Annotated in this window: 12 protein-coding genes; 11 read left to right on the top strand and 1 reads right to left on the bottom strand. The window is 58.8% G+C overall.

Translation table 11 applies throughout. The features are described from left to right. The first annotated feature begins 17 nt into the window (after positions 1-17). From dnaA to dinD, 4 genes are all read left to right on the top strand, one after another. The gene (dnaA, locus tag VNT00_RS17725; RefSeq protein WP_325589922.1) at positions 18-1,433 is read left to right on the top strand and encodes a chromosomal replication initiator protein DnaA; all 1,416 of its coding nucleotides are present in this window, start codon (positions 18-20) and stop codon (positions 1,431-1,433) included. 2 nt (positions 1,434-1,435) lie between these two features. After that, on the top strand, positions 1,436-2,545 hold the full coding sequence (gene dnaN, locus VNT00_RS17720) for a DNA polymerase III subunit beta (RefSeq protein ID WP_325589920.1): 1,110 nt from the start codon (positions 1,436-1,438) through the stop codon (positions 2,543-2,545). Between the two features lie 158 nt (positions 2,546-2,703). Then, positions 2,704-5,154 (top strand): DNA topoisomerase (ATP-hydrolyzing) subunit B, encoded by a 2,451-nt coding sequence (gene gyrB / locus VNT00_RS17715; protein WP_325589918.1) that lies wholly within the window; start codon positions 2,704-2,706, stop codon positions 5,152-5,154. 194 nt (positions 5,155-5,348) lie between these two features. Next, positions 5,349-6,197: a DNA damage-inducible protein D gene (dinD, locus tag VNT00_RS17710; protein ID WP_325589916.1), complete on the top strand. Its 849-nt coding sequence runs from the start codon at positions 5,349-5,351 to the stop codon at positions 6,195-6,197. Between the two features lie 172 nt (positions 6,198-6,369). On the opposite strand, the gene VNT00_RS17705 is transcribed toward dinD, so the two are convergent. Then, complete coding sequence (locus tag VNT00_RS17705; protein WP_325589914.1) at positions 6,370-7,317, bottom strand: AraC family transcriptional regulator; 948 nt, start codon at positions 7,315-7,317, stop codon at positions 6,370-6,372. A gap of 172 nt (positions 7,318-7,489) precedes the next feature. Here VNT00_RS17705 and VNT00_RS17700 point away from each other — a divergent pair, with 172 nt between their 5' ends. The 7 genes from VNT00_RS17700 to VNT00_RS17670 all read left to right on the top strand — a co-directional run bounded on the left by VNT00_RS17700 (position 7,490) and on the right by VNT00_RS17670 (position 12,941). Then, positions 7,490-7,891, top strand: coding sequence for a (R)-mandelonitrile lyase (locus VNT00_RS17700; protein ID WP_325589912.1), 402 nt, complete (start codon positions 7,490-7,492; stop codon positions 7,889-7,891). 65 nt (positions 7,892-7,956) lie between these two features. Next, a complete protein-coding gene (locus VNT00_RS17695) occupies positions 7,957-8,979 on the top strand; it encodes a zinc-dependent alcohol dehydrogenase family protein (RefSeq protein WP_325589910.1) in 1,023 nt (340 codons plus the stop codon). 7 nt (positions 8,980-8,986) lie between these two features. Continuing rightward, entirely contained in the window at positions 8,987-9,139 is a 153-nt protein-coding gene (locus VNT00_RS17690) for a hypothetical protein (RefSeq protein ID WP_325589908.1), read from the top strand. A gap of 76 nt (positions 9,140-9,215) precedes the next feature. Then, the gene (locus VNT00_RS17685) at positions 9,216-9,476 is read left to right on the top strand and encodes a helix-turn-helix domain-containing protein (RefSeq protein WP_325589906.1); all 261 of its coding nucleotides are present in this window, start codon (positions 9,216-9,218) and stop codon (positions 9,474-9,476) included. 4 nt (positions 9,477-9,480) lie between these two features. Then, complete coding sequence (locus VNT00_RS17680; RefSeq protein ID WP_325589904.1) at positions 9,481-10,839, top strand: type II toxin-antitoxin system HipA family toxin; 1,359 nt, start codon at positions 9,481-9,483, stop codon at positions 10,837-10,839. Between the two features lie 156 nt (positions 10,840-10,995). Beyond that, positions 10,996-11,490: a MarR family winged helix-turn-helix transcriptional regulator gene (locus VNT00_RS17675; protein ID WP_325589902.1), complete on the top strand. Its 495-nt coding sequence runs from the start codon at positions 10,996-10,998 to the stop codon at positions 11,488-11,490. Positions 11,491-11,744: 254 nt separating this feature from the next. After that, entirely contained in the window at positions 11,745-12,941 is a 1,197-nt protein-coding gene (locus tag VNT00_RS17670) for a M24 family metallopeptidase (RefSeq protein ID WP_325589900.1), read from the top strand. Positions 12,942-12,981 lie beyond the last annotated feature (40 nt).

Here is a 12,981-nt window from a genome sequence, read left to right as displayed (position 1 = left end):
TTACTGAAGTGGTGGACATGAACGAATTTTGGCAGACTTGCCTGCGTCAGCTAGAGCAAGAACTTCCTCCCCAGCAGATTAGCGCCTGGATACGCCCCCTGGTTCCGCTTGCATTCGATGAGTCGCAGGCGGTGCTGCGCGTGTCCGCGCCCAACCGGTTCAAGCTGGATTGGGTGCGCAAGAATTTCTTACATCAAATCGAAGACCTGGCCACTGAATGGTACAAGCGGCCGGTACAGGTGGCTTTCGAACTGGCCACGCCCAGCCGCCCGGCCCCGGTGGCGCGCAGCGCCGCGCCCGCCCCCGAGGCCTCCGGCCAGGCATCGCCGGCCGCTGCGCCCCCGGCGGCCCAGGCACCGGCCCCTGCCGCGGCGGTGGTCAATGCCGTGGCCGCCGAAGTGGTGCACGACCGTTCACGCCTGAACACCGAGCTTACCTTCGACAATTTCGTAACCGGCAAGGCCAACCAGCTGGCGCGCGCCGCCGCGCTGCAGGTGGCCGAGAACCCCGGCGTGTCGTACAACCCGCTATTCCTGTACGGGGGCGTGGGCCTGGGCAAAACCCACCTCATCCATGCCATCGGCAATGCCTTGCTGGGCGGCGGCAATGGCAGGCGGGTGCGCTACGTGCATGCCGACCAGTACGTGTCCGACGTGGTCAAGGCATACCAGCGCAAAGCATTCGACGAGTTCAAGCGGTATTATCATTCGCTGGATCTTCTGCTGATCGACGATATCCAGTTCTTTGCCGGTAAAAACCGCACGCAGGAAGAGTTTTTCTATGCGTTCGAAGCCATGGTGGCCCAGCGCAAGCAAATCATCATTACTTCCGACACCTACCCCAAGGAATTGTCCAATATCGACAGCCGCCTGATTTCGCGTTTCGATTCCGGCCTTACGGTGGCCATCGAGCCGCCCGAGCTGGAAATGCGCGTGGCCATTCTGTTGCGCAAGGCGGAAACCGAAGGCGTGGCCATGCCCGAGGAAGTGGCGTTTTTCATTGCCAAGCATCTGCGCAGCAATGTGCGCGAGCTGGAAGGCGCGCTGCGCAAGGTGTCGGCGTACGCGCGGTTCCATGGCCGCGAAGTATTAAGCGTGGAAGTCTGCAAAGATGCGCTCAAGGATCTGCTGTCGGTGTCCAACGGCCAGATCACGGTCGAGAACATCCAGAAGACGGTAGCGGATTTCTACAAGATCAAGGTGGCCGACATGTATTCGAAACGCCGGCCTGCCAATATTGCCTTACCCAGGCAGGTAGCCATGTATCTGGCCAAAGAGCTGACGCAAAAAAGCCTGCCTGAAATCGGAGATTTGTTTGGGGGACGCGATCACACCACGGTGCTGCACGCGGTACGCAAGATCTCCGATGCCCGGTCCAAACAGACCGAGCTCAATCATGCTTTACACGTATTAGAACAAACCTTAAAAGGATAACCATGCAACTCGTACAAACGACTCGCGATGCATTGTTGAAACCGCTGTCGACGGTGGCGGGAATTGTCGAAAGAAGGAATACATTGCCGATCCTGGCCAATATTCTGCTGCGCAAGGAAGGCAACAACGTTGCTTTCATCGCCACCGACCTCGAAGTGCAAATCACCACCCATGCCGAATTCGGCGTGGGCGACTCGAACGAGTCGACAACGGTCGCAGCCCGCAAGCTGCTCGATATTTTGCGTGCTCTGCCCGAGTCGGGCGACGTTACCCTGGGCCTGGCCAGCAGCAAGCTGTCGGTGCAATCGGGCAAAAGCCGTTTCGCCCTGCAAACGTTGGGCGCCGCCGAGTTCCCAACCTTGTCGCAGCCCGAGAAATGGGACGTGTCGCTGTCGTTGTCGCAAAAAACCCTGAAGCACCTGTTCAACATGGTGCACTTCGCCATGGCGCAACAGGACATCCGCTACTACCTCAACGGTTTGCTGTTCGTTTTCGAACCGGGTTTCGTGCGCGCGGTAGCCACCGACGGCCACCGCCTGGCGCATAGCGGCGCCGCCGCCGAAGGCATTGCCGAAAAACACGATGTCATCGTGCCGCGCAAAACGGTCCTGGAAATGCAGCGCCTGCTGTCCGACTCGGACGATCCGGTGTCCATCGACGTCGCTCCCGGCCAGATCCGCTTCCGTTTTGGCGACGTCGAGCTCGTGTCCAAGCTGGTCGAAGGCAAGTTCCCCGATTTCACCCGTGTCATTCCCAACAACTACACGCGCCACTTCGACGTCAATCGCGAAGCCCTGCAGGGCAGCCTGCAGCGCGCCGCCATCCTTACCACCGACAAGCTCAAGGGCGTGCGCATTCAACTTTCCGATCATCTGCTCAAAATCTCGTCGACCAACGCCGAGCAGGAAGAGGCGCAGGAAGAGCTCGACATCGATTACGGCCACGAGCCGCTGGACGTGGGCTTCAACGTCAGCTATTTGCTCGACGTGCTGGCCAACGTCAAGACCGAGACGGTCAAGTGGTCGGTCCAGCCCGACGTCAACGCATCGGCGCTCATCACCTTGCCCGACGACGAGCAGTTCAAGTATGTCGTCATGCCGATGCGCATTTAATCTTCGATATGGACTGCAAGGCGGTTTGCTGCTTTTACGCGCGGATCATGTCGATACGCATCAATCCCCCCGGGTTCATGCCGAATGAGCCGGCCGGCACGCGGTTGCGTGCGGCCGGTTCGCCAGCCGCAAGGCTTATATAGGGTTTTATATTAGTTATGTCAGATCAAGCCACGAATACCCCCGATACCGAATACGGTGCCGATTCCATCAAAATGCTCAAAGGGCTGGAGGCTGTCCGCAAGCGCCCGGGCATGTACATTGGCGACACTTCCGACGGCACCGGCCTGCACCACATGGTGTTCGAGGTGGTCGACAACGCTATCGACGAAGCCCTGGCCGGCTATTGCGACGACATCGTCGTCATGATCCATTCCGACAGCAGCATTTCTGTTTCCGACAACGGGCGCGGCATTCCCACCGCCATCCACAAGGACGACGAGTTCGGCCGCAGCGCCGCGGAAATCGTCATGACCGAGCTGCATGCGGGCGGCAAGTTCGACCACAACTCGTACAAGGTGTCGGGTGGCTTGCACGGCGTAGGCGTTTCCTGCGTCAATGCGCTGTCCGAATGGCTGCGCCTGACCATCTGGCGGCAGGGCGAAACCCACGAGATGGAATTCCGCCGCGGCGAGCGCGTCCAGCCTCTTAGCGTTACCGGCCCTACGGAACTGCACGGCACGCGCGTCCAGTTCCTGGCCGACGCGGAAATCTTCGAGAACGTCGAATACCACTACGAGATCCTGGCCAAGCGCCTGCGCGAGCTTTCCTTCCTGAACAACGGCGTCAAGGTTCGCCTTATCGACGAGCGCCAGGACAAAGAAGAAAACTTCGCCTTCCTGGGCGGGGTCAAGGGGTTCGTGGAATACATCAACCGCACGAAAACCGTGCTGCACCCCAATGTGTTTTCGGTAAGCACCAATTCGGTGGTGGGCGATTCCACCATCGGCGTGGACGTCGCCATGCAATGGAACGACAGCTACACCGAAACGGTCTTGTGCTTTACCAACAACATTCCCCAGCGCGACGGGGGCACCCATCTTACCGGCTTGCGCACCGCCATGACGCGGGTGATCAACAAGTACATCACCGACAACGAAATGGCCAAGAAGGCCAAGGTCGACACCACCGGCGATGACATGCGCGAAGGCCTGGCCTGCGTGCTGTCGGTCAAAGTGCCCGATCCCAAGTTCAGCAGCCAGACCAAGGACAAGCTGGTTTCCAGCGAAGTGCGTCCCGCGGTTGAAGAAGCCGTGGCCCGCACGCTGGAAACCTGGCTGCTCGAGAACCCCAACGACGCCAAGGCGCTGTGCAACAAGATCATCGATGCGGCGCGCGCGCGCGACGCGGCCCGCAAGGCCCGCGAAATGACCCGCCGCAAAAGCGTGCTGGAAGGCGCCGGCCTGCCCGGCAAGCTGGCCGACTGCCAGGAAAAAGACCCCGCGCTCAGCGAAATCTACATCGTCGAGGGCGACTCCGCCGGAGGCTCGGCCAAGCAGGGCCGCGACCGCAAGTTCCAGGCTATTCTTCCGCTGCGCGGCAAAGTGCTCAATGTGGAAAAAGCGCGTTTCGACCGCCTTATCTCCAGCGAGCAGATCACCACGCTGATCACCGCCCTGGGCACCAGTATCGGCCCCGACTTCAATATCGAAAAGCTGCGCTATCACCGCATCATCATCATGACCGACGCGGACGTCGACGGCGCCCACATTCGCACGCTGCTGCTTACGCTGTTCTACCGCCAGATGCCCGAGCTGCTCGAGCGCGGCTACGTGTATATTGCCCAGCCGCCCCTGTACAAGGTCAAGGTGGGCCGCGACGAGCGCTATCTTAAAGACGACCAGGAAGAAGCCCAGTTCATGATGCAGCTGGCCCTGAAAGACGCCAAGCTGTTCCCGCGCGAGGGCGCCAACCCCATCGAGGGCGACGCCCTGGGCGAATTGGCCCGCCAGTACATCCTGGCCGACACCGTCATCAACCGCCTGTCACGCCATACCGACCTGGCCGCGCTGTCGTCCATGGCCGAGGGTGTGGAAATAAGCCTGCTCGACGCGGAACAGGCCCAGGCATCGGCCGAGCGCCTGCAGGCCGCCATCGACGATCCTTCCATGCCCAACAGCGTGACGGTAACGGTGGAAGCCAACGAAGACGCCACCTCGTGGCGCCTGGTGGTCAGGCGCATGCACCACGGCAACGTGCGCGTCAGCATCTTCGACCGCGCCTTCGTGCGCGGCGCCGACTACGCGGTCCTGTCCAAGGCCGCCAAGACCTTCGTCGGCCTGCTGGGCGAAGGCGCGCTGGTCGCGCGCGGCGAAGGCGACAAGCGCAAGGAAAAATACGTGGCCGACTTCCGCGAGGTCGTTCAATGGCTGCGCAACGAAGCCGAGCGCAGCGTCAGCAAGCAGCGCTACAAAGGCCTGGGCGAAATGAACCCCGAGCAGCTGTGGGAAACCACCATGGATCCCGCCGTGCGCCGCCTGTTGCGGGTGCAGATCGAAGACGCCATCGCGGCGGACGAGGTCTTCACCACGCTGATGGGTGATCACGTTGAGCCGCGTAGAGCGTTCATTGAACAGCATGCGCTGCAGGCGGGGAATATTGATATTTGAGTGTATTGGATTCGTTGGCGTTTAGATTTTTTCAGATAAAACCGGATTCCGAGAGAGAGGCCGCTTGAAAAATAACCTCTTTGGTTTTTTGAGGTCGACGAGCGGAAGCATGTTGGTTCTACTACAGGTTGAACTCACGCCGTCACTGCAACCCTTTCTGATGCAGTTTCTTGATTTCGAAGAGGATGCCAAAGATGTCTGAAAAATCGATCGCTCATCGGCATCACGTTACCTTTGAGGGCATCCGCCACGTCGATGATCAAGGTAATGAGTTCTGGCTCGCGAGACAGCTGGCTGCGGTGCTGGACTATTCCCAGTACCGTCATTTTCTCCCTGTCGTTGAGCGGGCCAAGGAAGCTTGTCGCAATAGTGGCCAGTTAGTCGAGGACCATATTGAGGATGTCCTCACAATGGTCGACATCGGCTCGGGCGCAAAGAGGCAGGTTGAAGATTTCCGTCTGTCCCGCTACGCCTGTTACCTGATTGTCCAGAATGGCGACCCAAGTAAGTCAGTTATTGCCAATGGTCAAACCTACTTTGCAATGCAGACACGGCGGCAGGAACTGACTGGTGATGCTACGTTCACTCTGCTCAATGAAGACGAGAAGCGTTTAGCCATTCGCAACGAGTTGGCCACCCACAACAAGCACTTGGCGGCGGCTGCCAAGAGTGCAGGCGTTGCGACACCACTGGACTACGCCATCTTCCAGGATCACGGTTACAAGGGTTTGTATGGCGGTCTGAGCAACAAGGAGATCCACGCCAGGAAGAGCCTCAAGAAAAGCCAGAAAATTCTGGATCATATGGGCAGCACCGAACTGGCCGCTAACCTGTTTCGCGCCACGCAGACTGAAGAGAAACTACGTCGCGATCAAGTCCAAGGTAAAACTCAAGCCAATAAAACCCACTATGACGTGGGTCGTAAGGTTCGCCAGACAATTCATGAACTTGGCGGCACTATGCCCGAGAACCTGCCCAAGCCCGAAACCAGTATCCAGCAGATAGAGTCTGCGAAGAAGCGGCTGGGAAAGAAAAAACCTTGAGGGCGCTGACGGTACGGCTACCTGGTAGCTTGTTGCTCTGCATCAGCTGGATTTCCGCGAATAGCGTGAAATTGACTTGAACGGCAACCGACAGTCCCTTTGCGTCGTGTTACAGATTCCTGGCCTTATATTGTGGTTGTAGAAACACCACCACATCATGTCGCGCCATCGCTTACGCAACCGCACGGGTATCCCCGGTTTGTCGCAGGCCTTCAATGTCGCGCTTTGGTGGCGCCCCGAAAAGGCGGCTGTACTCCCGACTGAATTGGGAAGGGCTTTCATAGCCGACCTGAAACGCGGCCCCTGCCGCGTCCATGTCTTCATTCAGCATCAGGCGTCGCGCCTCTCTCAGGCGCAGCCATTTCTGGTACTGCAGCGGACTCTTTGCCGTCAGTTGGCGAAAGTAATGGTGCAGGCTGGATGTGCTCATTTGCACATGCGCGGCAAGTTCGGCAGTGTGTAGCGGCTCGGCGTAATTCGTCTTCAGCCAGTCGATGGCCCGGGCGATGCGCTGGCGCTGTCCGCTCATCGAGGCAATCTGCCACAGGCGTGCGGCCAAATCGCTTTTCAGCAGTTTATAGTGAATCTCGCGTTTAACCAGCGGTGCCAGTACAGGGATATCCGCCGGTTCGTCCAGCAGCGCCATCAGGCGAGAGCAGGCCTCCAGCAAGGTTGGACTGATCCTGCCCAGGCCGACACTCGCCTCGGCGGAGCACTTGCCGGGTGAGGGCAATCGCGCTTGCGAGATCAGTTCGGCAATGAGGCTCAGATCGAGCTTGAGCACCAACCCAAGCAGCGGCTTGTCCGGGCTGGCTTCGAGCACTTGGGAACTGGCGGGAAGATCCAGCGAAGTGACCAGGAAGTGCTCGGTATCGTAGGCATAGGCGTGATCGCCGATCAGCAGTTGCTTCGCGCCCTGAACGACGATGACCAGGCTGGGCTCCACGACACAGGCACAGGGTTCCGTGACCGATTCCCGGCGGGACAAGCTCAGGCTTTTGATGGCGGTGGTGCAATGTTCACGGCCTACCGTCCGTCGGTCGATGGCTTCGGCCAACTCGGTCTGCATGGCCGTGAGCGTCTTGCGCGGCAGGGGGTCAGCAGGGCTTTGCGTTGGCATGGCGGTCTCCGGATGGTACTGCTTGAACTTTAGACGTTCGAGCGGGTACCGTCGAGAGGAAATCCAGGATTCTGGACGATTAGGCAAGAATTTTGCCAAATCATGCTATTACTAGCCGGCCAACCGAGCGCATCATGACATCGTCATCGCAATACAACATGGGAATACGATCATGAACCACATCCAGCGCAACGGTTCGCAGGCTTCCATCAAGGGCCCGGCAGAATATTTCACCGGCAGCGTGCGGGTTGAGCCCTTGTTTCAGTCGCCCGGCCCCGCAAACGTCCAGGGCGCCAACGTCACCTTCGAACCGGGCGCACGCTCGGCCTGGCACACCCATCCCTGCGGCCAGACCTTGGTCGTCACCTCCGGGCTCGGCTGGCATCAATGCGAAGGTGGGCCCAAAGAAGAAATCCGCCCGGGCGATGTGATCACCTGCCCACCCGGCGAGCGGCACTGGCATGGCGCGACCGCCACGACGGCCATGACTCATCTGTCCATCGTTCAAGCCGATGCCAACGGCCAGGCCGTGGTCTGGATGGAGCAAGTCACCGACGAGCAATACCTCGCCTGAGGCTACGTCGTTACAGTTTGACCGGCTGGCTCCGCAGTGAGTCAACCCCCAACAGGAGAAACTCCATGAAAGGCACCGTGCTCTATGGCGCAAAGGACGTTCGATTCGAAAACGTTCCAGAGCCCAAAATCATTCACCCGACTGATGCCATCATCAAACTGTCCGCAACCTGCATCTGCGGTTCGGATTTGTGGCCCTATCGCGGCCTCAACGAAATCGAATCGCCGATGCACATGGGGCATGAATACTGCGGTGTCGTGGTCGAAGTGGGCTCCGACGTGAAGACCGTCCGGCCTGGCCAGTTCGTCGTCGGCAGTTTCTGTCTGTCTGACAACACCTGCCCGCACTGCCGGTTCGGCTTCCAGTCGTCCTGCGAACAGCGTGAGTTCATGACCGGCGCGCAGGCGCCGTACGCTCGCGTGCCCCTGGCCGATGGCACCCTGGTCGCCACCGCCGAAATGCCGGACGCGGACATGATTCCGCACATGCTGGCGGTATCGGACGTTCTCGGCACCGGCTGGTATGCGGCCAATGCGGCACAGGTACACGAAGGCAGCACGGTCGTCGTGGTGGGTGACGGCGCCGTCGGGCTGATGGGTGTGTTGTCCGCCAGCCAGATGGGGGCCGGCCGCATCATCGCCATGAGCCGCCATGCCGACCGCCAGAAGCTGGCCCGTGAATTTGGCGCCACCGACATCGTTGAAGAGCGCGGCGAGGAAGGCATCGCCCGCATCATGGAACTCACCGACGGCGTCGGCGCCGAATCGGTGCTTGAGTGCGTGGGTATGGAAACGTCCATGCAGCAGGCAGTAGGGGTCTGCCGTCCCGGCGGTACCATTGGTTATGTCGGCGTGCCGCATGGCGTGAGCTTCGATGGCCAACAACTATTCTTCAGGCAACAGCGTATGCTGGGCGGCCCCGCTCCGGTACGCCGCTTTCTGCCCGACCTGATGAATCGCGTGCTTGAGGGCGGCATCCAGCCTGGCAAGGTGTTCGATCTGGTATTGCCCATCGCCCAAGTGGCCGAGGGCTACAAGGCAATGGACGAGCGCCGTGCCATCAAGACGATGCTGCGCGTGGATGAATGATCGTCGCATGGGTTGTAACCCCTACGGTACTTCGATGTTGCTCGAAGCGTTCGGCAGGGGCACGGCCGAAGGCGGCTCAGGCGGGGCGATCTCCTCGCGGTTCGGCTATTGCATTCCCGCGCTGACTGCGGAGCAGGACGCGTTACTGGCCAGCGAGTGATGTTTTACAAAGTATATTGCGTAAATTAGATTTACGCATTATGATTTGTAGATCATAAACACAGTCTGAGGTTTGTATGGCTGACTTCACCGTCCATACCGCGCAGCAACTGCCGGCGCTGCTTCAAGGCTTTCGCAAGCAGGCCGGTTTAACACAGGCCGCCATTGCAATGCGGCTGGGCGTTACACAGCAGACATTCTCCGCGCTGGAGCGTAATGCGGAGAAAATCAGCGCTGACCGTCTGCTGCAGGTGTTGAACATTTATGGGGTGGAGCTTGTCTTGCGTCAGGCAGGTGCCCCCCCCTCGCGTCAGAGCCCCTCCGGCCCGGTATGGTGAGCTCATGGGCCGACGTTCCCGTACACGGGCCCTGGGCCTTTGGATGAACGGCGCCTTCGTTGGCACGTGGAGCATTCAGCCCCATATGGGTGAGGCCCTCCAATACGACCATGGCTGGGTGGCTTCCGAGCAGGGGCGGCCGTTGTCGCTGTCTCTGCCCTTTACTCCAGGCAACCAACCCCATCGCGGCGAAGCAGTTCGGGCCTACTTCGAGAACTTGCTGCCAGACAGCAAGGCTATACGCGAGCGTGTTGCACGCCGGTTTCGGACAGGCTCTACCGATGCCTTCACCTTGCTGGCGGAGGTTGGCAGGGATTGTGCGGGGGCGTTGCAAATACTGCCCGACGGTGTCGCGCCCGCTGGCGTGACGTCTGTACAGGCAACGCCCATGAGCGACGCCGAGGTGGCGCAACGGCTGCGTGGGGTAGCGATGCCGGCGCAAATGGGCGGCCCTGAGCTCGACGATGAGGGCTTCCGCATTTCTATTGCCGGCGCGCAGGAAAAGACAGCCCTGTTGTGGTTCAACGGTCAATGGGGCCGGCCGCATGGCGCGACGCCAACCTCCCATATCTTCAAGTTGCCGCTGGGGTTGGTTGCCAACATGAAGTTCGACCTGAGTGAGTCGGTCGAGAACGAGTGGCTGTGCTCGGAGATTCTTGCTGCCTATGGCTTACCGGTTGCACGCACCGAGCTCCTGCGGTTCGAGGACATGAAGGTGCTTGCGGTGGAGCGGTTCGACAGAATGTGGTCGAACAACGAAAACGAGACGCCCTGGCTTGTGCGGTTGCCGCAGGAAGATATGTGCCAGGCTACCGGCACGCCGCCACACTTGAAGTACGAGGCCGATGGCGGCCCTGGAGTGGAGCGCATCATGAGCCTGTTGGAGACATCCCGTCAGTCGGAGCGGGATCGGCGGGTGTTCTTCCAGTCCCAGGTGTTGTTCTGGATGCTGTGTGCGACGGATGGCCATGCGAAGAATTTCAGCCTGTTTCTGCGTCCAGGCGGTTCTTACGAGCTCGCGCCTTTGTACGATGTATTGTCGGCCTATCCAATTCTAGGGGAAGGGCCGGGGAAGCTATCGCCCTTCCGGGCGAAGATGGCCATGGCGGTACGATCGAAGAACTCGCACTGGATCATGCGCGACATCCAGCGCCGGCACTGGTTGGCCCTAGGCGAACGCTACGGCGTCGTGACGACCGATGGCCGGGGGGCGCGGTTTGTGGTCGATGGCCTGGTCGCACGCACACCGGATGTCGTGCGTATGGTTCGTGCCAAGCTGCCGCCAGGGTTTCCCGAAGGCCTGGCCGACAGCATTCTGGGCGGGTTGCAGGCCGCAGCTGATAGGCTTGCCGGCTTGGCGTGATAGGGCCTAGGATTTGCAGAACATTTTCTCGATGGGGCCATGACTGCTTCGTCATACAAATCAGTGACATTGACATATACTTTCCAATTACGTGCTCCGCTCGATCGCAGCGGAACAATGTAACCCCCTTCCCAGTAAATCTCTCCAACCGAAACAATGCAAAACAAGCTGCACACCGATCCAGGACTCAAGCACAGCCCCGGGGGAAATCTGATTACGGATCTGATCCTGCTGATCTTCAGGGCCAATGCCGACTTCCTCGAGGCGGGTCCGTTGGTCGCGAAAGATCCCAATATCAGTGCGGTCAAGTGGCAGCTGCTTCACATGGTTTCCCGGCAGGCGAGGACGGCTGCCCAGCTTGGCAGGGAATTAGGTCTATCGCGGCAGGGCGCTCTTTGGAACGTACAAGCCCTTGAAGAGCTCGAGTTAATTGAGCTTAGGGATAATCCAGAAGATCGGCGCGCCAAGCTCGTTGCGATCACGGCCAAGGGAAAAAGAAAGCTTCGTACCATTACCAAGCTTCAATATGTTTGGTCGAACAAATTGGCGGAAAGTTTCGACATTGCCGACATCCAAGTTGCGCTACAGGTCGTTACCCGTCTCCGCGGGGATGTGCTTTCCTCCGTGGGTCTGGATACCGAAGAGCCGTGACATGGGCTGAAGCCCAGTGGCAGATTGCCAACTTGTAAAGGCTGGCAACTTACGCTGCTCGATACATAATAAAAAATAGACAAGTACTTGTCAATGTCAATTTAATCTTTTATCCTGCACGATTATCGGGACGCCAAAGTGAATGGTGCGTCTTGTCAACGTCGAGCGGGATGTATGCGTGCGGCTGCTAAAGTTACTTGGGCGGCGGATGATGCGGACCGGCCCCGGCGATCACACAATGAAGGAGAGTATTGATGCCGGGGGGAGATTATGAAGTTCCCAAGTTTTCATTGGATGAACGTGGGCGCCGGTGGGCCCGTGTGCGTGAGCTTATGCGCAGAGATGGCCTTGACGCGATTTTTGCGCCGCCCAATACGGGTATGTTCGACATGTTCCAGGCGAATGTCCGCTATTTGACTGGCCTGGGGGGCAATCATTGCATGGTGGCCGCCGTTTTTCCGGTTGGGGGCGAGGTTACAGCAATTACGAGTCCTGATGTTCCCAAAAAAACCTGGTTGGCGAGGCAGGATTGGGTAAGCGATATTCGCCAAATCACTTCGGGATGGGGGTTCACGGATACGGTCATTGATCGCTTGAAGGAGATAAGCGGATTGAGGCGGCTGGGTGTGACGGGGCTATCTGGCAATACCCGTTTTCCTGAAGGCATCACGTCGCATGGGATTGTGGAACGGCTGCGGCAGGGACTGCCACATGTCGAGCTCGTCAATGCCAACCCATTGATGGAGGAAGCGCGTTTCATTAAGTCCGATGAAGAAATCGCGTTCATAAAGAAGGCTGACTTACTGGTTGAACACGCGATCGATGTCTTGGCCAATGAAGCGCGCCCAGGTGTTCCTGAAAACGTGGTTTATGCACGTATGCTCGCTTCCATGATCGAAGCCGGCGGTGAGATTCCAACGATGATTCTGTGGTCTGCCGGTTGGCCACAGCCTCCGTCCAATGCCTATATGCCAACGCGCAGGCCATTGCAGGCGGGGGATATGATTCAAGTGGAGGCGGAAGCGCGATGGGCGGGATACGTGGCGCAAAATACGCAGCCGTTCTTTATTGGGAAAGCCCCTGATGAGTATCGAAGAATGTTCATCAGGCAGCAGGAAGCTATTGCTGTTTGCTATGACTTATTGCGTCCGGGCGAGACTATTGGAAACCTCGCCGCGAGGGTGGCTTCGATGTCGGATGACAACTGGGATTGTTCCATTCTGATTCATGCACGTGGTCTTGGCGACGATTCGCCGATTTGCATTTATGCACCGCGAGATAACGTAATGGCAAACTGGCGGCTGGAGGAAAACTCCGTGTTTATCGTCAAGCCGCAGATAAGCAACAAGGACAGATCGAAGAGAATTTACTGGGGCGATACGGTTGTATGCACGTCTTCGGGGGCAAGGCGGCTTGGCTCCCGGCCGGCTTCCATCATGGAGCTTGGCTAAGCTGGATTCATGAGCGCGATGCTTGTTCTCTTGGGGGCAA

Origin of the sequence: Eoetvoesiella sp., assembly GCF_035555955.1 — a bacterium.
Lineage (GTDB): Bacteria > Pseudomonadota > Gammaproteobacteria > Burkholderiales > Burkholderiaceae_B > Eoetvoesia.
The sequence above is the reverse complement of the archived record's forward strand: the minus strand, read 5'-3'. Positions and strand labels throughout refer to the sequence as shown.